The 22,694-nt window shown below is 56.0% G+C and carries 23 protein-coding genes; 8 read left to right on the plus strand and 15 right to left on the minus strand.

The window, feature by feature from the left end:
• Positions 1–90 precede the first annotated feature (90 nt).
• Entirely contained in the window at positions 91–909 is an 819-nt protein-coding gene (locus tag ACR0DS_RS07765) for an SDR family NAD(P)-dependent oxidoreductase (protein WP_480558396.1), read from the plus strand.
• Positions 910–923: 14 nt separating this feature from the next.
• A complete protein-coding gene (locus tag ACR0DS_RS07770) occupies positions 924–1,958 on the plus strand; it encodes a phosphotransferase family protein (RefSeq protein WP_480558394.1) in 1,035 nt (344 codons plus the stop codon).
• A 7-nt stretch (positions 1,959–1,965) separates the two neighbouring features.
• Here ACR0DS_RS07770 and ACR0DS_RS07775 read toward each other — a convergent pair whose 3' ends face one another.
• On the minus strand, positions 1,966–2,589 hold the full coding sequence (locus tag ACR0DS_RS07775; protein WP_480537865.1) for a DsbA family protein: 624 nt from the start codon (positions 2,587–2,589) through the stop codon (positions 1,966–1,968).
• A gap of 217 nt (positions 2,590–2,806) precedes the next feature.
• Between ACR0DS_RS07775 and ACR0DS_RS07780 the strand changes: the two genes are divergently transcribed.
• Both ACR0DS_RS07780 and ACR0DS_RS07785 read left to right on the plus strand, forming a co-directional pair.
• Positions 2,807–4,021, plus strand: a complete 1,215-nt coding sequence (locus ACR0DS_RS07780) for a serine hydrolase domain-containing protein (protein ID WP_480558392.1) — start codon at positions 2,807–2,809, stop codon at positions 4,019–4,021.
• A 51-nt stretch (positions 4,022–4,072) separates the two neighbouring features.
• Positions 4,073–4,942 carry an acyl-CoA thioesterase gene (locus ACR0DS_RS07785; protein WP_480558669.1) on the plus strand — a complete coding sequence of 290 codons (870 nt, stop codon included), beginning with the start codon at positions 4,073–4,075 and terminating at the stop codon, positions 4,940–4,942.
• Here the strand turns inward: ACR0DS_RS07785 and ACR0DS_RS07790 are convergent.
• The 11 genes from ACR0DS_RS07790 to ACR0DS_RS07840 form a co-directional block, all read right to left on the minus strand.
• A complete protein-coding gene (locus ACR0DS_RS07790) occupies positions 4,939–5,706 on the minus strand; it encodes an SDR family oxidoreductase (protein ID WP_480558390.1) in 768 nt (255 codons plus the stop codon). The two genes, ACR0DS_RS07785 and ACR0DS_RS07790, sit on opposite strands and share 4 nt — an antisense overlap.
• 177 nt (positions 5,707–5,883) lie before the next feature.
• Positions 5,884–6,573, minus strand: coding sequence for a phosphate regulon transcriptional regulator PhoB (phoB, locus tag ACR0DS_RS07795; RefSeq protein WP_209503930.1), 690 nt, complete (start codon positions 6,571–6,573; stop codon positions 5,884–5,886).
• Positions 6,574–6,585: 12 nt separating this feature from the next.
• Complete coding sequence (phoU, locus tag ACR0DS_RS07800; RefSeq protein ID WP_267366515.1) at positions 6,586–7,287, minus strand: phosphate signaling complex protein PhoU; 702 nt, start codon at positions 7,285–7,287, stop codon at positions 6,586–6,588.
• 16 nt (positions 7,288–7,303) lie between these two features.
• Positions 7,304–8,101 carry a phosphate ABC transporter ATP-binding protein PstB gene (gene pstB / locus ACR0DS_RS07805; RefSeq protein WP_480480931.1) on the minus strand — a complete coding sequence of 266 codons (798 nt, stop codon included), beginning with the start codon at positions 8,099–8,101 and terminating at the stop codon, positions 7,304–7,306.
• Positions 8,102–8,113: 12 nt separating this feature from the next.
• Positions 8,114–9,445: a phosphate ABC transporter permease PstA gene (gene pstA / locus ACR0DS_RS07810; protein ID WP_267366511.1), complete on the minus strand. Its 1,332-nt coding sequence runs from the start codon at positions 9,443–9,445 to the stop codon at positions 8,114–8,116.
• Positions 9,442–10,914, minus strand: coding sequence for a phosphate ABC transporter permease subunit PstC (gene pstC / locus ACR0DS_RS07815; RefSeq protein ID WP_480558387.1), 1,473 nt, complete (start codon positions 10,912–10,914; stop codon positions 9,442–9,444). The genes pstA and pstC overlap by 4 nt, the downstream gene beginning before the upstream one ends.
• 88 nt (positions 10,915–11,002) lie before the next feature.
• Positions 11,003–12,043 carry a substrate-binding domain-containing protein gene (locus tag ACR0DS_RS07820; protein WP_209503925.1) on the minus strand — a complete coding sequence of 347 codons (1,041 nt, stop codon included), beginning with the start codon at positions 12,041–12,043 and terminating at the stop codon, positions 11,003–11,005.
• Between the two features lie 185 nt (positions 12,044–12,228).
• Positions 12,229–13,275 carry an ATP-binding protein gene (locus tag ACR0DS_RS07825; RefSeq protein WP_480545576.1) on the minus strand — a complete coding sequence of 349 codons (1,047 nt, stop codon included), beginning with the start codon at positions 13,273–13,275 and terminating at the stop codon, positions 12,229–12,231.
• A gap of 28 nt (positions 13,276–13,303) precedes the next feature.
• Entirely contained in the window at positions 13,304–13,828 is a 525-nt protein-coding gene (locus ACR0DS_RS07830; RefSeq protein WP_480558385.1) for a gamma carbonic anhydrase family protein, read from the minus strand.
• On the minus strand, positions 13,825–14,466 hold the full coding sequence (gene gmk, locus ACR0DS_RS07835; RefSeq protein ID WP_480493148.1) for a guanylate kinase: 642 nt from the start codon (positions 14,464–14,466) through the stop codon (positions 13,825–13,827). The genes ACR0DS_RS07830 and gmk overlap by 4 nt, the downstream gene beginning before the upstream one ends.
• Before the next feature lie 17 nt (positions 14,467–14,483).
• Positions 14,484–15,374 carry a YicC/YloC family endoribonuclease gene (locus ACR0DS_RS07840; RefSeq protein ID WP_480558383.1) on the minus strand — a complete coding sequence of 297 codons (891 nt, stop codon included), beginning with the start codon at positions 15,372–15,374 and terminating at the stop codon, positions 14,484–14,486.
• A 245-nt stretch (positions 15,375–15,619) separates the two neighbouring features.
• Here ACR0DS_RS07840 and ACR0DS_RS07845 point away from each other — a divergent pair, with 245 nt between their 5' ends.
• Positions 15,620–16,294 (plus strand): PAS domain-containing protein, encoded by a 675-nt coding sequence (locus tag ACR0DS_RS07845; RefSeq protein ID WP_480480919.1) that lies wholly within the window; start codon positions 15,620–15,622, stop codon positions 16,292–16,294.
• A 71-nt stretch (positions 16,295–16,365) separates the two neighbouring features.
• On the opposite strand, the gene ACR0DS_RS07850 is transcribed toward ACR0DS_RS07845, so the two are convergent.
• A complete protein-coding gene (locus ACR0DS_RS07850) occupies positions 16,366–17,736 on the minus strand; it encodes a class II 3-deoxy-7-phosphoheptulonate synthase (protein ID WP_480480917.1) in 1,371 nt (456 codons plus the stop codon).
• Between the two features lie 169 nt (positions 17,737–17,905).
• On the opposite strand from ACR0DS_RS07850, the gene ACR0DS_RS07855 reads away from it, so the two are divergent.
• Entirely contained in the window at positions 17,906–18,910 is a 1,005-nt protein-coding gene (locus ACR0DS_RS07855) for a GlxA family transcriptional regulator (RefSeq protein ID WP_480480915.1), read from the plus strand.
• Between the two features lie 4 nt (positions 18,911–18,914).
• Here the strand turns inward: ACR0DS_RS07855 and ACR0DS_RS07860 are convergent, their stop codons facing one another.
• Positions 18,915–19,325, minus strand: a complete 411-nt coding sequence (locus tag ACR0DS_RS07860) for a hypothetical protein (RefSeq protein ID WP_480480913.1) — start codon at positions 19,323–19,325, stop codon at positions 18,915–18,917.
• A 32-nt stretch (positions 19,326–19,357) separates the two neighbouring features.
• Positions 19,358–20,455 (minus strand): PQQ-dependent sugar dehydrogenase, encoded by a 1,098-nt coding sequence (locus ACR0DS_RS07865; protein WP_480616720.1) that lies wholly within the window; start codon positions 20,453–20,455, stop codon positions 19,358–19,360.
• A gap of 154 nt (positions 20,456–20,609) precedes the next feature.
• On the opposite strand from ACR0DS_RS07865, the gene ACR0DS_RS07870 reads away from it, so the two are divergent.
• Together ACR0DS_RS07870 and ACR0DS_RS07875 are read left to right on the plus strand one after the other, a co-directional pair.
• Positions 20,610–21,791: an ABC transporter substrate-binding protein gene (locus ACR0DS_RS07870; protein ID WP_209503916.1), complete on the plus strand. Its 1,182-nt coding sequence runs from the start codon at positions 20,610–20,612 to the stop codon at positions 21,789–21,791.
• A gap of 106 nt (positions 21,792–21,897) precedes the next feature.
• On the plus strand, positions 21,898–22,686 hold the full coding sequence (locus ACR0DS_RS07875; RefSeq protein ID WP_209596275.1) for an ABC transporter ATP-binding protein: 789 nt from the start codon (positions 21,898–21,900) through the stop codon (positions 22,684–22,686).
• The last annotated feature ends 8 nt before the right edge of the window (positions 22,687–22,694 follow it).

Below are 22,694 nucleotides of genomic sequence, written 5' to 3' on the forward strand. Positions count from 1 at the left end.
CAACGCTACGGTCCAACGCCTGCCGCGACGGCAAGAGGAACGCAATTTGTATCACGATGAACTGGTGACAAAGAAACTGAGGAGCACAAAATGACCCCCGACACCCTCTTTTCGCTTCACGGCAAAACCGCTTTGGTAACAGGTGGGGCGACAGGTATTGGCCGCATGGCAGCCGAGGCGCTGGTTCGTGCGGGCGCGCGCGTGCTCATTGCCTCAAGAAAAGGAGACGCCTGTGCCACGGTCGCCGCAGAACTGAACGCGCTGGACGCGCCGGGCAGCGCCGAAGGCTTTGCCGGTGACATTGGCAGCGCAGCCGGTATAGGCAAGCTGGTCTCTGACATTCAGGCGCGTACGGACAAACTAGACATCTTGATGAACAATTCGGGGGTGTCCTGGGGTGCTCCCATGGGGCAGTTTCCCTACAATGCATGGGAAAAGGTCATGTCTGTCAACGTGACAGGGATATTTGAACTGACCCAGCGGCTTTTGCCAATGCTAATGAAATCAGGCACCGCCGAAGACCCGGCGCGCATTGTCAATGTGGGGTCAGTCATGGGTGAAGTCCCAATGGGCGATGGGGCCTACAGCTATTCGGCCTCAAAGGCTGCTGTTTTGCACCTGACCAAGGTCTTGGCCAAGGAACTTTCGCCGCACCACATTACGGTTAACGCACTCGCTCCGGGGCCGTTTGTGTCGCGCATGACTGCCTTTGCGACAGCCGATGAGGATATCAGAGAACGGGTTGGCAAGTCTGTACCTCTGGGTCGCGTCGGACGGGACGAGGATATTGCAGGCTGTATGTTGTTCCTGTGCGGTCGCGGCGGCAGCTATGTGACAGGCGCAGTGATCCCGGTTTCGGGTGGGATCAACGTGGTGACCGCCGGAAACATCTTTGCCGAGGCCCTGTGACGGGAAGACAGCCGATGAAAACCGAAACCAATCTGGATCTGGCGGCGGTAGATGCGTATCTGAGCGCGCATCTTTCCGGCTACAACGGGCCATTGGAGGCGAGGAAATTTGATGTCGGGCAATCCAACCCGACGTTTGAGTTACGCACACCAGAGAAGGAATACGTACTGCGCCGAAAACCCGCCGGAATATTGCTGAAATCGGCACATGCCGTTGATCGCGAATTTCGGGTTCAAAGCGCCCTTGCCGGGAGCGAGGTTCCGGTGCCCACGATGTATCTGCTGTGTGAAGACGACAGCGTCATCGGCTCGGCCTTCTATGTGATGAAACGCTTGCAGGGCAGGGTGTTTCCGGACCCAACCCTGCCCAAAGAAAGCAACGAAACCCGCGCCGCCATCATTGACGAAATGAACAGGGTTCTTGCCCAATTGCACATGGTGGATATCGATGCCGTTGGCCTGTCTGACTATGGGCCGATTGGCAACTATTACGAGCGTCAGATCGCGCGCTGGACCAAGCAATACCGCGCGTCCGAGACCTCGGCCATTGCGGATATGGATGCGCTGGCTTCAGCGCTAGAGACCTCGGTACCGGCCGATGACGGACAGCGCACGCTGGTGCATGGGGATTACCGCATCGACAACCTGATGTTTGCGCCGAACCGGGCGGAATGTATCGGGGTGTTGGATTGGGAACTGTCGACGATCGGTCACCCTTATGCGGATCTGGCCGCAGTAATCATGCAATGGCAGTTGCCGCCGGGAAAACAGGGCCGGGGGCTGGCGGGTGTGGATCGAAACAGCCTGGGCCTGCCCAGCGATGAGGCATTCATTGCCCAATACTGCAAACGTCGAGGCCTGGATGGCATAGACAATTTCGGCTTTTATTTGGGCTTCAATTTCTTTCGCATGGCGGGCATTCTACAGGGTGTCTACAAACGCGCGCTGAATGGGAACGCGTCAGACCCCGACCGCGCAAAGGCTTTTGGCGCATATGTTCCTATATTCGCCCAGCACGGCCTGAAAGCTCTTGAGTCCACATTAGAGTGACGACCTATCAAGCTGTTTTTATGTCACTATCTTGCCTTGAAAGTTCAACTTCAAGATTTGGCAGACTGTTCTTTCCAAAAAACAGCTCAGCCCCGGTGAACATGCTGGGAACCCCAAACACACCTCGCCGAACCGACGACTTGGTTATCTCTTTCAGTTTCAGTTTAACGTCGGGGCTCGACATGGCTTCGCGAATTTTGCGAACGGGCAAGTCGTTTTCATGCAGGATATCCGTTAAGACACCGATCTCGTCCGCCTTCTGACCATGCACCCAAATTGCATCAAAAATCGCGTTTATATATTTGACTTCCCAAGGTTTTCCATTGGCAAAGCACGCACCGCGCATGGCAAGTTTGGTATTGATCGGAAAATGCGGGCTCATATGAAAGCTCAGCCCACGACGGCGGGCAAACCTATGCAGATCATGCGTCAAATAGGCCGTTTTCTGGCGGTTTTCGGAGTATGCCTGAAACGGGCTTTGGTTATGCGTCGCCTTGAACACCGCAGGTAGAAGGACAGGCACATATGTAATGCTTGCGTTATGGCGCTCGGCAAGTTGGGGAAGGATCTTATGGGCGAGAAACGCGTTCGGGCTGCAAAAATCGTAAATGAAGTCTATGGTCTGCGTCATAGGGTTCCTCCGTTTCGGTCCCTTGAAATCTTGTTCATTGAACTTCAGGCGAATCTGCGTCGAAATCAGTCTAACATTTCATTGTGAGACACGCTGATGAAGTCTGTTCACGAATTTCTCTGCAACACGCAGCTTTTTGCTGTTATTTCAGGTCACAAGCTTAAACAGTCGCAATTCAGAACCTCACGGAAGCTCGCGAATGTCCCACAGGCAATCCATGTTTGATCAAACCCGGCTGGATCGGCTTAGCCATTGGATGGAGAGCTATGTTGAGCAGCGCAAATATGCTGGATCATCCTTTTTGCTGCGCCAAAAAGGGAATGAGGCCTTTTTTCATGCCTGTGGTCTCAGCAGCCTGGAGACTGGCCGGCCCTTCCAACGGGACACGTTGGTGCGCATTTATTCCATGACCAAACCGGTCACATCGGTCGCGTTGATGACATTGGTCGAACGCGGGCTTGTTCACCTGAACGTGCCTGTGTCTGAGTTTCTGCCTGAATTCAAAGATATGCACGCGCTGGTCCCAGGGGCGGAGAGACTGGATCAGACCGAGGCTGCACCGCCTCCCACTCTGCATCAGTTACTGACGCATACCAGTGGGCTAAGCTATCCGTTCAACTCCGGGCTTTTGCCCCAAGCGATGGATGAACGGGACCTTATTTTCAAACCTAATCAGGGACTTCTGGAACACCTTGTGCGCGATCTGGCAGGGCTGCCACTGGCGTTCCGACCCGGTGCACGCTGGGAATACTCGGTCGGGATTGACGTGCTGGGTCGAGTGATCGAGGTGGTCTCGGGCCAGTCATTGGAGCAGTTCTTTCGAAGCGAAATCCTTGAGCCGCTGGACATGCGCGAAACAGGTTTTTCCGCACCCGCTGGGGCAGGGGATCGTTTCGCATCGCTCTATACCCCATTGGCTGGCGACGCGATGGCGCTGAATTCCGCGGATCACGGTAGCGAAAGCCTGCGACTGTTCGATTCCCACATAGGATCCCCGTTCGAAAACACGACGACCTTTTCCGGCGGTGGCGGTCTGATCTCGACAATCGATGATTATGCCAAATTTGCGGACATGCTTCGAAATCGGGGGGCCGGGAACGGGTGCCGCATACTTGGTCCGAAAACAGTCGATTTCATGATGCGCAATCACCTTCCCGGCGACATTGCGTCAATGGGTCCGCAGAGTTTTGCAGAGCAACCGATGGACGGAATGGGCTTTGGGCTGGCCGGAGCCGTCGTCCTGAACCCCGGTCTGGTAAAAGTTCCCGGCTCAATCGGAGATTTCAGCTGGGGTGGCATGGCCTCGACTTATTTCTGGATTGACTGGCAGAATGACCTGACGGCGATTTTCTTTACCCAATTGTCCCCGTCAAGTTCGTACCCATCCCGTGCCGAACTCAAGGCGCTGGTCCATGCGGCCATGATTGAATGATTTCCCCTGTACTGATACCCGGTGCCGGACGACACAACTTGCGAGCAGACGATGACCGAAGCGGAACGTATCTTACTGGATCTTCTGGATATTGAACGTCTTGAGGTCGATCTGTTTCGCGGGACAGGGTCGGGCGGTGAAACGCCCACACGCATCTTTGGCGGACAGGTCATCGCGCAGGCGCTGGCTGCGGCGTATCGGACTGTTGAAGAACGGTTATGCCATTCGCTACACGCCTATTTCATTCGCCCGGGCGATCCGGAGAAACCCGTTATTTATCAAGTTGATCGCGCGCGAGACGGAGGTTCTTTCACAACCCGCCGCGTGGTTGCGATTCAGCACGGAAAGCAAATCCTGAACATGTCTGCATCGTTTCATGTCCAAGATGAAGGCTGGGACCATCAGCATCCGATGCCCGTCGTGAACGCACCGGAAGCATACCCGTCCCGATCTGAATTGCGTAAAACATACGTTGAACGTGTTCCAGAAAGGTTGAGGGGCGAATTGCTGCGCGAACGCCCGATCGAGGTTCGGGAAGTCGATCATCTGGACCCATTCACACCGAAAGTCTCTGATGATCGAAACCAGACTTGGTTCCGTATGCCTGCAGCCGCTTCCGTTGACGCCAGAACGCAGCACTTACTGCTGGCTTATGCGTCTGACATGAACCTGATGTCCTCTGGATTGCGGCCACACGGTCTGAGCTGGTTTAGCGGAGAGTTCAACGGCGCAAGTCTGGACCACGCGCTATGGTTTCACGCACCGGTAAATTTTCAGAACTGGCATCTGTACGTAATGGACTCGCCGTGGACGGGGCAGGGACGCAGTTTTAACCGTGGATCGATCTATTCCGAGGACGGTACCCTTGTTGCATCTGTCGCACAGGAAGGATTGATGCGCAGAATTCGCGCACGACCTTAAGTATTGCCAATAAACTTTTGATTTAACTTCTGCATTCCGCTAAGCCACCGATCGTAATCAGCCGCTTTGAATTGCAAATAATCAGCGACTTGTGGATGAGGCAGAATCAAAAACCGTTCATTTCGAATAGCTTGCACACAGGATTCAGCCACATCTCTGGGCTCAAGCATCCCATCAATCGAAGCTACTGAGATTTCATGGCCTTCGGTCATTTTCGAACGTACCGCCTGCGGACACAGGACCGAGACTTTCAATCCTTCAGCGCCATATGTCAGCGAAAGCCATTCGGCAAATCCTACAGCCGCGTGTTTGGTAACCCCATATGGGGCTGCACCAGGTTGGTTCAGCAAACCTGCCGCAGACGCAGTTATCATTATATATCCGCCGCCGCGACGAACCATGCGTGGAACCAGATGGCGAGCAGTCCAGACATGGGACATGACATTGATCTTCCAGATCCGATCCCAATCTTCGTCCGCAACATCGAGACCGCCAAGCGTCAGAATTCCGGCATTTGCGCAAAACAGGTCAATTGGACCGACAGTTTCTTCAACAAAATCAATCAGAGCCTTGATCTGCGCTTCGCTGGAAACGTCGCAGGGATACGCCTGACCACCAATTTGCTCTGCGACCAAATTTGCGCCAGCGATGTCGACATCCGAGCAGATTACACGTGCACCTTCTTGGGAACACCGTTCTGCAAGACCACGACCAATACCTTGGGCAGCGCCGGTGACAACGACAGTTTTGTTCTTAAGCTCCATGCGTATTCCGGACAGGTTCGTTACAGTGTTTTCAATGTGTTGGCTTGCGTTCTGTAATACAAGCACCCATAATTAATCATAATACCAATTATACGTTATATGGCATGGCGGAGAAATACTCAGATACAACCGCAATCAGCGATCAGATAAATGCGATCAACACAGGTCTGATGCGTGTTATCCCAACGCGTAACCGGCACCTCGGACTGTGCGGACCGGGTCTTCGCCGCCATGTTGCGTCAAGGCTTTGCGCAGGCGTCCAATGTGAACATCAACCGTACGCGTATCGACATAGATATCGCGTCCCCAAACCCGATCAAGCAATTGTTCACGGCTCCAGACCCTGCCCGGCTTTTCCATGAACGTGCTAAGAAGCCGGAATTCGGTTGGACCCAGTTTCAAGGGCTTGCTGTCGCGGCTGACCTTGTGGGTTTCCGAATCCAGAATGATGTCATCGTACTCCAGTCGCAAGCCAACAGTTGCCGGTCGGACGCGGCGTAGTTGTGTTCGGACACGCGCCATCAGTTCGACGATCGAATATGGCTTGACCACATAATCGTCGGCACCAGTTTCCAGCCCGCGAACCTTGTCTACCTCTTCTGATCGGGCCGACAGCATGATTATCGGGATCGAGCGTGTGTCCGGACGGCTTTTGAGCCGGCGGCAAACCTCAATCCCGCTGAGGTTGGGCATCATCCAGTCCAGAACAATGATATCCGGGCAGTCTTCGTCGACCAGCAGCATAGCTTCGTCACCGTTGGCCGCCTTTGAGACGCGAAAACCTTCGGCTTCAAGGTTGTAGGCCAGCACCTCGCGTTGGGCCAACTCATCCTCGACCACCAGAACCGTCGGTTGATCTGCGGACATCTCAAGCCTCTCCTACGCTGTTTGCGACGTTATATCGGCCTTGGGCCGAGCCTCGGTCGGGCGGTCGCCTGTAACCAGATACACCACCTGCTCGGCAATCGAGGTTACATGGTCGCCCATACGCTCGATGTTCTTGGCGATGAAATGCAGGTGCATACAGGCCGAAATATTGCGCGGATCTTCAGCCATGAAGGTCAGGAATTCGCGGAACAGGCCGTTATACATCTGGTCGACCTCTTCATCGCGGTTGATGACGTCGGTGGCCAGTTCCGCGTCGCGTTGAATATAGGCGTCCAACGCGTCGCGCAGCATACGTTCAACCTCGCGCGCCATGCGGCGCAAGGCAGCTGCGCTGCCGCTGATCTCGCCTGCATTAGCCAGAACGGTCGTACGCTTGGCGATGTTCTTCGCGTAATCGCCAATCCGCTCGAGATTACCGGATACTTTCAGGACTGAAAGAACCAGTCGCAGGTCACTGGCCGTGGGCGCGCGCAATGCAATCAGACGCGCGGTTTCCTCGTCAATCAGGTCTTCCAACGCGTCGATGGCCTTGTCACCTTGTCGTACTTCCTGGGCCAGCTCAACGTCACGGCTTTCAAGCGAGCGCGCCGCGCCCATGATAGCGGCCTCAACCAGACCGCCCATCTTCATGATATGCGCCTGGATTGTTTCGAGGTCGCGGTCAAAAGCAGATGCAATATGTTGTTCGCTCATTGTTTGATACCTGTGCTCAGCCGATACGGCCTGTAATGTAGCTTTCCGTGCGCGGATCGACCGGATTGGTAAAAATCTGACCGGTTTCACCGAATTCCACCAGATTACCCAGGTGGAAAAAGGCCGTTTTCTGACTGACGCGCGCGGCCTGCTGCATCGAGTGTGTGACGATCACAACCGAATATCGGGAACGCAATTCGTCGATCAACTCTTCGACCTGTGCGGTTGCAATCGGGTCCAGCGCCGAGCACGGCTCGTCCATCAACAGGACTTCCGGTTCGGTTGCCACGGCGCGCGCGATACACAAACGTTGCTGTTGCCCCCCTGACAAACCCGTGCCAGGCGCATCCAGACGGTCCTTGACCTCATCCCAGATTGCGCCTCGACGCAGGGATTTCTCAACGATCTCATCCAGTTCCGCCTTATTCTTGGCCAAGCCGTGGATGCGCGGACCATAGGCCACGTTGTCGTAGATCGACTTGGGGAACGGGTTCGGTTTTTGGAACACCATGCCGACTTTGGCGCGCAACTGAACGGGGTCGACCCGCTTGTCATAAATGTCTTCGCCGTCCAACAGGATATCACCTTCGACACGGCAGATATCGATGGTGTCGTTCATCCGGTTCAGACACCGCAGGAAGGTCGATTTTCCACAACCCGAAGGGCCGATAAAGGCCGTGACGGTCTTGTCTTCGATCTCAACACTCACGTCCTTGATGGCGTGGGTATCACCGTAATAAACCTGAACCTTCTTCGCGTTGATCTTGATGTCTTTGGAGTCCACGGTTCTCTCCACTCGTGTCATGTCATTCATTGTTGCCCCCAATTACCAGCGGCGTTCAAAGCGGCGGCGCAGGATGATAGCGATGATATTCATGGTCAGCAGGAACATCAAAAGGATGATGATTCCGCCCCAGGCCTTTTCGTAGAACCCGACATCAGCGCGTGCGGCCCAAGTGTAAATCTGGGCGGGCATTGCCGAGTTCGGCTCGGTAAAGCCGGCAAGGAACCCGTCGGGATATCCCCGCGCCACAAAGCCTACCATGCCGATCAGCAACAACGGTGCAGTTTCACCCAAGGCTTGTGCCAGACCGATGATGGTGCCGGTCAGAATGCCCGGCGCGGCCAAAGGCAGCACGTGGTGGAACACAGCCTGCATTTTCGAGGCCCCTACCCCCAACGCTGCATCACGGATCGACGGTGGAACCGCTTTCAGCGAGGCGCGGGTCGAGATGATGATCGTCGGCAATGTCATGAGGGTCAGAACCAGACCACCTACCAGCGGTGCCGATTGTGGCAGGTGCATGAACTGGATGAACACGGCCAGACCCAGAATACCGAACACAATCGACGGCACGGCTGCAAGGTTCGAGATGTTCACTTCAATCAGGTCGGTGAACCTGTTCTGCGGGGCGAATTCTTCAAGATAGATCGACGCTGCCACACCAATGGGCAGTGACAGGCCCAAAACCACCAGCATCATGAAAAACGACCCAATGACCGAGGCGCCGATGCCAGCACCGCCCGGGTTGTCAACGCCAGAATCCGCGCCGGTGATGAACGGCCAGTTGAAAGCCTGCTTGATGATGCCCGCCTGTTCCAGCGCATCAACCAGATCCAGATCGCTTAGCTGTAGAAACCGGCTGTCCTGCAAGGTGTCACGGGACACGCGGCCTTTGAAATACCCGTCGACCCGGCTGGAGGCGGCCAGATCAAACTTGACCGGATCACCCAGCTTGCCGGGGTTGTCGGCATAGTAAGTTCGGATTGTACCGCCGATTTTGCCAAGAAGACGTTCGATGGCCGCTTCGTCGAAATCAACGCTGATCCCTTGGTCCTCCAGTTCTTTGCTCAGCTGAGCGATGAACAGGTTGGAATAGGCCTTGGTCTTGAACAACGTACTTTCCGCCTCGTCTCGCTGCGCAGCGGACAAGGTGAAATCCACGCTGACAACAGTGCGCTGAAAGGCCGGAATACCTTGCGACAGGATCGAGGCGAACAGAACGATCAGGAAGAACAGGCCCGTTGCAATAGCGACAATCCCGTAGGCCCGAAATCGTTTCTCTGCATTTGCACGTTTTTTGGTATGTGCATCCGCTACAGTCAGAGAGACAGAGCGATGACCTGTTTCAGGGCTTTGCATACTGGCGTCGGTCATTCGTATTGCTCCCGATACTTACGCACGATGTAGAGGGCAAAGATGTTCAGCCCAAGCGTGAGGGTGAAAAGGGTCATGCCCAGTGCAAAGGCCACAAGCGCTTCGGGCGAAGCGAAATCCGCGTCTCCGGTTAGCTGGCTCACGATTTTTGCGGTGACCGTCGTCATGGCTTCAAACGGGTTCAGGCTCAGCCGTGCTGCCGCCCCTGCCCCAAGAACCACGATCATAGTCTCACCGATGGCGCGCGATGCGGCCAGCAGGATCGCCCCCACGATACCCGGAAGCGCAGCTGGCAGAACGACCTGACGGATGGTTTCCGATTGCGTTGCGCCCAATCCGTAAGAGCCGTCGCGCATGGCCTGCGGCACCGCATTGATGATGTCATCGGACAAAGAGGACACAAACGGGATCAGCATGATGCCCATGACCAACCCAGCGGTCATGACTGCCGTGCCAGCTTTCATCCAGCCAAGCCCCTCATCCCCGAACAGGCCAAGCAAAAGCGGACCAACGGTCAGCAGCGCAAATAGGCCGTAAACGATGGTCGGGATACCGGCCAGAATCTCGAGCAGCGGTTTTGCTACGGCGCGGACACGGGGGGAGGCGTATTCGCTGAGGTAAATCGCGGCGAACAAACCGATCGGGACGGCCACCAGCAGCGCAACGAGCGAGATATAGAATGTCCCCCACAACAAGGGAATAATACCAAGCTCAGACGACCCGCCGCGCCCCGAAAAGCTGGGGGCCCATGTCGTGCCGAAAAAGAAATCGGTAGCAGGGTAGAGCTTGAAGAATTCCCAAGTGTTGAAAACCAGGGACAGGACAATCCCGACAGTGGTCAGAATTGCGATGGATGCGGCCGCCAGCAACAGGATACGCACCCCCTGCTCGACCACATTACGCGCGCGGTATTCCGCGCGAGTTTGAAACCAGCTGACCGCAGCACCGGCGAGTGCGGTCAGTATGACGGCGACTGCCATGATCGAATAGCCGGTCGCATTCATGATCCGATAGGTTTGCGCCGCGCGCAGCACAGGTTGCGTGATATCCGACGTCACCACCTGCCCGGCATCCTTCAGACGCTGGGTCATGTCGATTACATCCGCGCGCGCGTTGCGCGCCAGTTCCTCGGGTATCTGCCCGGCGGCAACCGCGTTATCCAGACCGTAAGCGGTGCGACGGACCTCGGCCATGACCAGATTTAGGGACGAGCCGTCTTGGATGGCGGAACCCGAGATCGTTTCAGAAACCTGAGAGTTCACGTAAAGCGGTTGTACCAGCAACCAGAGGATCATAAGGCCAAATGCGGGTACGATCGTCTTGAGAGCGACATTTGCGCCATAATACGACGGCAGCGAGTGCAAAGCCCGGATATCTCCTGTGACGCTTTGCAGGGCGCGTGTGCGCCCCAACACGTAACCGACTGAAGCAATCGCAAGCACGATCAGAACGAGCCATACTATCGGCATGAAACCCCCATTTGGTCTTGGCCGGGAAAGCTGAAAAATGTGGGGGCGACATAAATGCCGCCCCCGGTATTTCGAACCAAAGGCGGGATTAGCTGCCCGAACCCATGGTTACTTCGTTGGCGATTGCATCCTGAGTTTTTGCCAGCTCAGGGTCCGCAACCAGACCATAGTTTGCCAGAGGACCCGAAGCGCCTGCGATTTCGTCGTGGGTAAAGAACTGGGCGTATTCTTTCAGGCCGGGGATCACGCCAATATGGGCTTTCTTCACGTAGAAGAACAGCGGGCGCGAAACCGGATATTCACCGGTCGAGATGGTTTCGGTCGAAGGAGCGATACCCGACATGGTTGCCACTTTCAGCTTGTCGGTGTTGTTCTCGTAGAACGCCAGGCCGAAGATGCCGATGCCATTGGGGTTGGTGTCGATACGCGCCAGCGTTTCGGTGTAGTCACCATCGATGTCGACCGCCTTGCCGTCGGTACGTACAGCCAGACATGCATCTTCTGCGTCGTCTTCGCTCATGCCGCCAGCAATCATGGCTTCCATCGCGCCGGTCGCTTCACAACCGATCAGCAGAACTTTTTCTTCGAACACTTCACGGGTGCCGTGTTTTGTACCCGGAATAAAGCCCGCGATTTCTACATCAGGCAGTTCGGGGTTGAATTCAGCCCAGGTGGTGTAAGGGTTATCAACCACTTCACCGTCTTTCAGAACTTTTGCGCCCAAAGCGTTAAAGATGTCGGCAGGTTCAAAAGCGGTGAAGGCAGGACCGGTCTGCTGGCTTGCAAAAACGATACCATCATAACCGATGCGGACTTCCATGATGTCAGTCACACCGTTTTCGGCGCAGGCTTTGATTTCTTTTTCACGGATCGCGCGCGATGCGTTTGCAATGTCGATGGTGTTTTCACCAACACCTTCACAGAAACGCTTCAGACCAGCTGACGAACCGCCCGATTCAACAACCGGGGTCGGGAAATCGGTGTTCTCACCAAACAGTTCCGCAACGATCGAGGCATATGGCAGAACGGTCGACGAACCGGCAACCTGAACGTTGTCACGGGCAGCAGCGGTGGTTGCCGAGACGGCGGCGATTGCCAGCGCAGAAGCCGACAGTTTCACAAAGGACATTTCAGTCTCCTTGAAAAGGTATGATTGATCACCCCCATGATGATCCTGCGTGCACCCCTAGGGGTCGTGCGTAAGCCTTTTGTGACAAGTGTGTAACGCTTTTATGACAACTCTCGAATATCCTGAGATTTCGAGTCAGAAAATCGTAACGAGGCAGATTTCGTAGGGTGGTAATGCGGGAAGGGCTACCGTGGTAAGATGACCGTAAACACGGAACCTTTTCCCAACTCACTTTCCACGCGCAACCGTCCGCGGTGGCGATTGACGATGTGCTTGACGATGGCCAGCCCCAGCCCCGTTCCACCCAACTGGCGGGACCTGTGGTTGTCGGCGCGATAGAATCGCTCGGTCAGGCGTGGCAGGTGTACGGAATCAATTCCTGGCCCCTTGTCGATGACCTTCACCCGCACCCCTGGCCCACGCATCGCCGCGTCACGCTCTGATGACAGAACGCGGACTGTGACGCTACCACCGCTGGCACCGTATTTTATTCCGTTTTCGATCAGGTTGGTGAATACCTGCCGTAACTGATCGCTGTCTCCGGTAACGGAAAGCGGGCCGTCCTGTGCGTCAAGCGTCAGCGTCACGCCCGCCTCTTCCGCAAGGGGGCGCAACGAGTTCATGGTGGATTGCAGCAGCCCTGTCAGCTCCAGCTGTTTATTTGGGCGAACTCTTTCTTCGCTTTCCACGCGGTTCAGGGACAAAAGATCGCCAACCAGCCGGTTCATCCTGTTGGCTTCATCGGCCATGATTTGCAGGAACCGGTCACGCGCAGCCGGATCGTTACGTGCAGGGCCGCGCAAGGTTTCAATGAAGCCCATCAGCGCCGTCAAAGGCGTCCGCAACTCGTGACTGACATTGGCAACAAAGTCGCGGCGCATCTGACTTGCCTGCTCCAGATGCGTGACATCTTGAAAAGTGGTCAGAACGGCCCCGCCCGACACAGCTCCGACCCCGTTCATATACCGGCATTGCACATCAAATGTTGTGTCCTGCGCGCCATCATTGGAAAGATGACGCGCTGCCTTGCTTCCTTTGGACTGGAGGCTTTGCTCAATCGCTTCAAGAACCTGTGGCTGCCGCAGGATGGTCGCGAAATGCCGCCCCTCGATATTCTGCCCCAGAAGGGTTTTCGCATCCGTATTGGCGGCAATGATCCGTTCGGTCTGATCCACTATCAGCGCGGGCATTGGGATGGCCTGAACAAATCCGTCTAGAAGGTCATCTGACATGCTTCAAACCCCGATCAATCCGCGCGCTTTATTGAACAGGTCTCAGAGTGTCCCGAAACCTGCGCATGTTTTCCTGATAATGCAGCGCGCTTAGGGTAATCCGTTTTGCTGCGGCCTCGTCCAGTTGGCGCACCACTTTGCCCGGAGCCCCCATCACAAGGGAGTTATCCGGAATCTCCTTGCCTTCCGTGATCAGGGCCCCTGCCCCGATCAGGCAATTCCGTCCGATCCGGGCACCATTCAGAACAATCGCGCCCATTCCGATCAGAGTATTTTGTCCGATCGTACATCCGTGCAGCATCACTTTGTGTCCGATGGTGCAATTCGGACCAATCCACAAAGGATACCCGGCATCGATGTGCATGACGCAGTTTTCCTGAACGTTGCTACCTGCACCAACGCGGATTTCCTCGTGATCTGCGCGTATCGTGCAGCCGAACCAAACCGAGGCACCCTTTTCCAGCACAACCTTGCCGATCAGGTTGGCATCGGGCGCAACCCACGTGTCCTCGTGAATATCCGGCATGTGCTCACCTAAAGCGTAGATCGTCATGACAGCCCCTCGAATTCGTTTTGAAGTTTGCGCACGTGTTGTTGCAGATTTGGCTGTTGAATACGGCGCATCCGTTCGGCGCTGACGATGGTCTTGAGCTTCTTTTCGGTCGCCTCAAGATCGTCATTGATCAGGACATAATCGTAATAGCCCCAGTGGCTGATCTCATCCCAGCTTTTGAGCATCCGCCTTGCGATAACTTCATCGCTATCTTGTCCACGCGATTCCAGACGGCGGCGCAGTTCAGGGATCGATGGCGGCAGGATGAAGATCGACAACGCATGCTTACCCAGATCCGAGTTGCGGATCTGAACCTCGCCTTGCCAGTCCACGTCGAACAGCACGTCCTTACCCGCGTGGATCGAACTACGCACCGGATCAGCGGGTGAGCCATAGAAATTACCGAAGACATGCGCATGTTCCAACATCTGGCCATCGGCGACCTTCTGCTTGAACTCGTCTTCAGAAAGAAAATAGTAATCCCGCCCATGTTCTTCCCCCGGACGCGGGGCACGGGTTGTGGCCGAGACCGAAAACTCAAGGTCCTTGTCCCAGTCCATCAGCCGCTTTGCCAGGGTAGATTTGCCTGCCCCGGACGGGGAAGACAGGATGATTAAAAGGCCTCGGCGATCCGCCATATCAGTCGTTCCCATCGTTATTCCACGTTTTGCACTTGTTCGCGCATCTGATCGATCACCGCCTTCAATTCCAGCCCGACAGCCGTCAGATCCGTACTCTGAGCCTTGGAACACAGCGTGTTGGTTTCGCGGTTGAACTCTTGCATCAGGAAATCAAGCTTGCGTCCGACAGCCCCTTCCTGCCCAAGCAACTCTCGCGCTGCGGCCACATGTGCAGACAGGCGGTCGATCTCTTCGGTAATGTCGGCTTTGACCGCGATCAAAGCCAGTTCCTGCGCGACGCGATCCGGGTCCGCGCCCTGCGCATTGTCCAGTACGTGCGCCAGATTGTCCCGAAGTGCCGCGGCCATCTTGTCCTTGCGTTGCACGGCCAGATCGGCTGCCTGCGCTGTCAGCGCCGCAACTTGGTCCAGCTGAGTGTTCAGCACGGCCGCCAACGCTTCGCCTTCGGTCTGGCGCATTCCGACAAAAGCGGCCAACAGGTCGTTGAAATCTTCGGTCAGGCGCGCCACCAGCGGAGCGGGATCATCCGCATCTGCGGTTGCATCCAACATGCCTTTCAGTGCCAAAAGGTCCGAGGCGCGCGCCGGTTCCAGAGCAATACCGCGCGCAGCTGCCATCTTGTGTGTTTGTTCCAAAGCGCTCAGGGCAGCGGCCATAGCGACCTCGTTCAATGCCAGTTCCGAGGCAGAGTCCTCGCGGGTCAGACGCATTGAAAGGGTCACATTCCCACGGCTCAGGGATTTTGACAGCGTGGCCCTAAGGACCACCTCAAGCCCGGTCAGCCAATCAGGGACGCGCAAGCGCATATCAAGGCCTTTGCCGTTGACACTGCGCAACTCCCACGTCCAGCTGTGCGGTCCGTATTCCCCCTTCCCCGAGGCAAACCCGGTCATGGATCTGATCATGACTGTCCTTTCCTGTGACCTCACCCATTTGGATGTGTGCCGCACCTAATGCGATTGGCCGGTGCAGAGCAAGAGTTTGCTGAGGCCGCATTTGTTTGGCGTAAGTTAACCATTCGTTAAAGAATTGCTCCAAAATTGAATAAACCCGAGTCAAACTACCCCTGGTAATGGCTTGCAGGCCACAAATGCTCCGGTTGTGTTGCATTTTATGAAAATGGCGGCCAATTGACGTAAGGGTGAAGAAAATGAAAACCTTTTTCGGGACTGGTTCCGGGTCAGAATTTGGAAAGATCGTCGCAATGGATCGCTTTGACAGTGGGCGCAGCCTTACGCCGATCCGCCAGGCCGAGGCGTATTGGACTGCATTGCTGAGCGGTGACGGTGTTCCGATGCGGTCTCAGGTCGACCCGCGTGGACTGGAAAACATACTTGAATATACTTTCATTCTTGAACGGATCGCCCCCGGACTGGCCCGGTTTCGCCTTGCCGGAAGCCACTTGAACGCGCTTGCGGGGATGGAGGTTCGCGGCATGCCTGTGACGGCCTTTTTTCAACCTGATGACCGCGCCAGTCTTAAGGACGTTCTGGAGCAGGTTTTCGCAGCACCCGCCGTTGCCGAACTGGGGTTGGATTCGAGCGGGATACTGGGACGTACCCGGATGCAGGCCTGCATGATCCTTTTGCCGCTCAAAAGCGATCTGGGCGACGTCAGCCGGGTTCTGGGCGTCATGGTTGCGGATGGTGCGATTGGTAAAACCCCACGCAGATTTTCGATTACGGATACGCGGATCAAATCGTTTTCGGAAGTTCAGGCACCAGTTCCTGCTGTGCCTCAAACCGTTGACGGTTTTGCCGAAGACCAAACGGATTTCAAACGCGCGGCCAAACACCTTCGTCTGGTCGTGTCGCGCGATGACTGAACCAGTTTGAACACCCGGAACAAAAAAAACAGCGGACCGTTGGCCCGCTGTTTTTCCTTCTTTTCGCACGCTTAACTTGCGGCGCGTTTTGATCCGTTACGGCGCAGGTTGGTCAGTTCTTCCGCCACAAGGAACGCCAGTTCCAGTGACTGAGACGCGTTCAGGCGTGGGTCGCAGGCGGTGTGGTAACGATCCGACAGATCCTCTTCGGTCACGGCCCGCACACCACCGGTGCATTCGGTAACGTCGAGACCGGTCATCTCGAAATGGACACCGCCAGGGATCGTGCCCTCGGATTGATGCACACCAAAGAAATCGCGCACCTCACGCAGGACAGAATCGAACGGGCGGGTTTTGTAGCCCGTGGCCGATTTGATCGTATTGCCGTGCATCGGGTCGCAGACCCAAGTAACCTTAGCGCCTTCTTCCTTCACGGCCTTGACCAGACGCGGAAGGTGTTCACCCGCCTTACCCGCACCAAAGCGCGCGATCAGGGTCAGGCGGCCCTCTTCATTTTCAGGGTTCAGCTTCGACATGAGAACCTTGAGGTCTTCTGCCGTCGTCGTCGGACCACATTTCAATCCGATCGGGTTCAGAACGCCACGACAAAACTCGACATGTGCGCCGTCAGGCTGGCGTGTACGGTCGCCAATCCAGATCATATGGCCAGACCCGGCCAGCCAGTTGCCCGAGGTCGAATCCAGACGGGTCAGCGCCTCTTCATATTCCAGTAACAGACCTTCGTGACTGGTGTAGAATTCAACGGTCGAGAATTCGTGCGTCGTGTCTGCCGTGATACCAGCCGCTTCCATGAAGTCGATGGTGTCCTGAATGCGGTCCGCAACTTCGGAATACTTCTGAACGTCCTGTTCGTCGGTAAAGCCCAGCGTCCACGAATGAACACGGCTCATGTCGGCGAAGCCACCGGTTGAGAAGGCACGCAGCAGGTTCAACGTGGCCGCCGCCTGCGTGTAGGCCTGCAACATCTTTCCGGGATTCGGAATCCGCGCTTCGGGCGTGAACGCCAGTTCGTTGATGATGTCACCCCGGTAGCTGGGCAGTTCTACACCATTCACAACCTCTGTCGGGGCGCTGCGCGGCTTTGCAAATTGACCGGCCATGCGACCGACCTTTACCACGGGCACCTTGGCACCGTAGGTCAGAACCATCGCCATTTGCAGCATCACCTTGAAGGTGTCACGGATCGCATCGGCGCTGAATTGTTCAAAGCTTTCAGCACAATCCCCGCCCTGAAGCAGGAAGGCCTCGCCGCGACCGGCGGCACCAAGATGTTGCTTGAGGCGCCGCGCTTCACCGGCAAAGACCAGCGGGGGATACTGCGAAAGCTGGGCCTCGACCTTGGCCAATGCGGCCGCGTCGGTATAGTCTGGCATCTGAACCCGGGGCTTGTTGCGCCAGTTCGACTTTTGCCATTCGGTCATAGCTTTGATCTCCGCTGAAGTGTTCAGGTCGCCTCTATACAAAAAGCAATGAAGAGTGACCATATCCCATTTGCGCCTCTTGACGCCGCAAACAAGCTTTGATCATGGTGACTGCCAAATACGTCGCCGGATACCAGGTTTTCCCGCGCAGAATTAAGGACATTTTGTCATGCAAGTGCAACGCCAAGCAGTCACGGTGGAAAATGCTGGGGCCACACCCCGCCATTTCGTTTTTGTCCTGCTGGACAAGTTTTCGCTGCTGTCTTTTGCGTCGGCGCTCGACAGCCTGCGCATCGCAAACCGCATGGCCGACAAACAACTTTATACATGGACGCTTTCAGGTGAAGGCGGAGATTCGATTTCATGTTCAGCCGGAACCGAATTCAAACTGGATCGTGACCTGGACGAACTGCAACGCGACGATGTCGTTCTGATTTGCGGGGGCGTTGACGTACAAGCCGCGACCACCAAACGCATTCTGAACTGGTTGCGGCGCGAGGCACGGCGCGGATTGCGGATCGGCGGTCTGTGCACGGCTGCTTATACCTTGGCCAAGGCCGGTCTGCTGGACAACAAGCGGGCGACGATACATTGGGAAAACTCCGACAGTTTCATCGAAGAATTCGATGAGGTCGAGTTGACGAAAGCAGTCTTTCAGATTGACGGCAGTCGTATGACGACGGCTGGGGGGACCTCTTCTATCGATCTGATGCTCAAGTTGATTGCAGACGATTTCGGCGAAGACCTGGCAAATGCGGTGGCGGATCAGATGATCTATTCGTCTATCCGGACAGATCAGGACACGCAGCGCCTGTCTACACCGACGCGTATTGGCGTACGTCACCCCAAGTTGAGTCAGGTCATCCTGATGATGGAAAAGAACATAGAAGAGCCGATCTCACCTTCGATTCTGGCCAAGGAAGTCGGCATGTCGACCCGCCAACTTGAGCGACTGTTCCGGCGTTATCTCAGCCGCTCGCCCAAGCGGTACTATATGGAGCTTCGTTTGCACAAGGCGCGGAACCTGCTGATGCAAACCGATATGAGCGTCATCAACGTAGCCCTGGCCTGTGGGTTCGCCTCGCCTAGCCATTTCTCGAAATGCTACCGCGCGCATTACAACACCACGCCCTATCGCGAGCGTGGTGCGCAGAGCGGGCGGCTATCGGTCTGAGCGCCTAGAATTTCTCCAGAATGGGCGTAACATTGGTGTTGAGGGAAAAACTGAGAACCATCAGACCGTCGTCACGTTCGTGCAATACCGTGTAGATGAAAACATAGCTGTTCTTGTCATTCCAATACACCCGCATCTCCTGCGTGAAGCCGTTTTCAAGCTCGACCCGCTTGGCCACGTTGGCGTGGGTCAGGTAATATGGAACAAGGTCGCGCAGTTGGCCCTGAAGAACCTCCATCTCCTGCGGCGTGTATTCATCAGCGCCTCCCAACCGTTTGACGACGTTCGAAAATTCGCGGTTCTTCATCTTGGTATCGACGAAGGTTTCATAATCGGCATAGGTCGGAAAAACCTCGTCCGCCGCAGCGGGAACCGCCAAAAGGCACAAGATTATCGTTGCGAGAATGCGGAACATATCAATCCTCTATGAAGTGCATTCCGACACTCCTAGGACGAACGGGCGAGCCTGTAAACCGCCCCTTTCCCGACCGAGATGAACCAGATTGCCCCATCAGGGGCCTGCACGATGTCGCGGACCCGTTCGGTTTCGGGTCCCCTGATCTGCTCGACCTCGCGCAGTGGATCCCCAGACAGCCGCGCGATATAGTCGAATTTCAGCGAGCCCACGAAAATGTCGCCCCGCCATTCGGGAAACATGCCGCCGGAATAGACCATCAACCCCGACGGCGCGATGGACGGGTCCCAGTACAGGCGCGGCTGCTCCATGCCAGGCTTGCTGGTGCCCTCGCCGATTTTTTCACCCGAATAATGTGTGCCGTACGAGATAACAGGCCAGCCGTAATTGGCACCTGCGCGGGGTTGGTTGATTTCATCTCCACCCCGCGCCCCGTGTTCCGAGATCCAAAGTCGGCCAAGCGCGTCCAAATCCGCGCCCTGTGGATTTCGATGACCGTATGACCATATCTCGGGTTCGATATTCGATTGCCCGACAAAGGGGTTATCTGCCGGAACCGTCCCATCGCGGTTGATATGAATGACCGAGCCCAAAGGATTGGACCGATCCTGTGCATTCTCCGCCTGTCCCCGCTCGCCCAAGGTCACGAACAATGTCTCATCATGCGCTTCGACCACACGGCTGCCAAAATGCCGACCACCCGTACCACCTGGCGATGCCTCGAAAATTACTCGAAGGTTCTGAAGGTTTTTGCCAGTCTCGGACAGGCGCGCAACCGCAACCGCAGTCCCTGCACCGTCGCCCTGAGGTTTTGCGAAGGTCAGAAAGACCTCTCGACTTTGATTGAAATCGCGTGAGATCGTGACGTCCAGCAATCCGCCCTGCCCCAAAGCCGCAACCATTGGAACGCCTGAAACATCCCCAACTTGTCCATTTCGCACATACAGCAACCTTCCATCCCGTTCCGTGACGAGGAAGCTTTCATCGGGTAAAATGCCAACCGCCCATGGGGTCTCCAACCCGCCGACCATTTCTTCCAGCTGGACCATCCCGGCTGAAACCGACAACGTTTGGGCTGCGGCATTCCAGGCGCAGAGTGAGAAAGACAGAATCATCGCCGTTCTGAGCATTCTGGTCCCTTTCGGTGACAATCAGGGGTGAGTCCCAACAAAACAGATAGGATTTCAAACGAAAAAGACAGGTTTGCGTTAGGACTTTTCTTTTCCGAACAGCTTGCCTAGGGTCGTCGCCAGAACGAATACGTTCACAACTGGGAGTAACCATATGAAAAAGCTGCTTACTGCAACTGCAGCAACTGCATTGCTGGCCGGCGCAGCCATGGCCGAAGATGTCAAACTGGGGATTTTGATCGGCTTTACCGGCCCGATTGAATCGCTGGCCCCTGCCATGGGATCGGGCGCGGAACTGGCAATCGCCGAAGTCAACGAATCCGGCAAGTTCATGAACGGTGCCAGCGTGGCTGGTGTACGTGCTGATACCGGCTGTATCGACAATGGTCTGTCCACCTCGAACGGCGAGCGTATGATCGCTGACGGCGTTGCAGGCATCATCGGCGGCGACTGTTCGGGTGTAACCGGCGCGATTCTGCAAAACGTTGCCATTCCAAACGGCATGGTCATGATCTCGCCTTCGGCGACCTCGCCCGGCCTGTCGACCATGGAGGACAACGGCCTTTTCTTCCGCACCGCACCGTCGGATGCGCGCGAAGGTCAGGTTATGGCTGATATCCTCAAGGATCGCGGCATCAACTCGATCGCGCTGACCTATACCAACAACGACTATGGCAAAGGTCTGGCCGATGCGATCCAGACGTCCTTCGAAGCGGTTGGCGGTGAAGTGACCATCGTTACGGCGCATGAAGACGGCAAGGCCGACTATTCGGCTGAAGTTGGCGCGCTGGCCTCGGCCGGTGGAGACATTCTGGTTGTCGCGGGTTATCTGGACCAGGGTGGTCTGGGCATCATCCAGTCGTCGCTGGACAGCGGTGCGTTTGACACCTTTGGTCTGCCCGGTGGCATGATTGGCGACTCACTGCCCGCAAATGTCGGCCCCGACCTGAACGGCTCGTTCGGTCAGATCGCCGGGTCGGGTGGTGAAGGTGCAGAAAAGTACTTTGCACTGGCCGAAGCAGCCGGATTTGACGGTTCGTCGCCCTATTCGCCCGAATCCTATGACGCGGCAGCGCTGTTCATGTTCGCCATGCAAGCCGCCGGTTCGACCAATCCGGCAGATTACGCGGGCAAAGTAATGGACGTCGCCAATGCGCCGGGTGAAAAGATTTATCCCGGTGAACTGGCGAAAGGTCTGGAACTGCTGGCCGCCGGTCAGGACATCGACTATGTCGGCGCGTCCGGTGTCGAGTTGATCGGCCCCGGCGAAAGCGCAGGGTCTTACCGCGAGATCGAAGTGACCGACGGCGAAAACAAGACCGTCAACTTCCGTTGATCCCGCATATCAAACCATAAAATCAAACAGCCCGGGCCTTGTGCCCGGGCTGTTTCAATGACAAAAGGCTGCACCTCGTTTCACGGGGACAAGGCAAGGGGATACCATGATCGTCGTCGAGGACGTGCATAAGCATTTCGGCGGGTTTCACGCGGTGGACGGGGCGTCGCTGGAAATCCAAAAAGGGTCGATCACCGGCCTGATCGGGCCCAACGGGGCCGGAAAAACCACTCTGTTCAATGTAATCGCCGGTGTTTTGCCCCCGACCAGCGGCAAGGTGGTTATGGATGGTGAAGATATCACCGGCCTGCCCCCGCATGAGCTGTTTCACAAGGGTTTGCTGCGCACGTTCCAGATCGCGCATGAGTTTTCGTCGATGACCTGCCGCGAAAACCTGATGATGGTGCCCGGTGCGCAATCGGGTGAGGCGCTATGGAATACCTGGTTCGGACGCAAGCGCATCGCTGATGAAGAACGCGCGCTGAAAGCCAAGGCAGACGAGGTGCTGGAGTTTCTGACCATCGAACATCTGGCCGATCACAAGGCCGGTCAGGTTTCGGGCGGTCAAAAGAAACTGCTGGAACTTGGTCGTACCATGATGGTGGACGCCAAGATCGTATTTCTGGACGAGGTCGGAGCAGGCGTGAACCGCACCCTGCTGATGACCATCGCTGATACGATCCTGCGCCTGAACAAAGAGCGTGGTTATACATTTGTTGTCATCGAGCACGACATGGATTTCATCGGCAAGATCTGCGACCCGGTCATCTGCATGGCCGAGGGCAAGGTTTTGGCCGAGGGTACTCTGGATGAGATCAAGGCAAACGAGCACGTGATCGAAGCCTATCTTGGCACCGGCCTCAAAAACAAAGACAAGCTGGAGGCCCAGACATGACCGCTGGC

The organism is Ruegeria sp. AF5 (assembly GCF_056541905.1).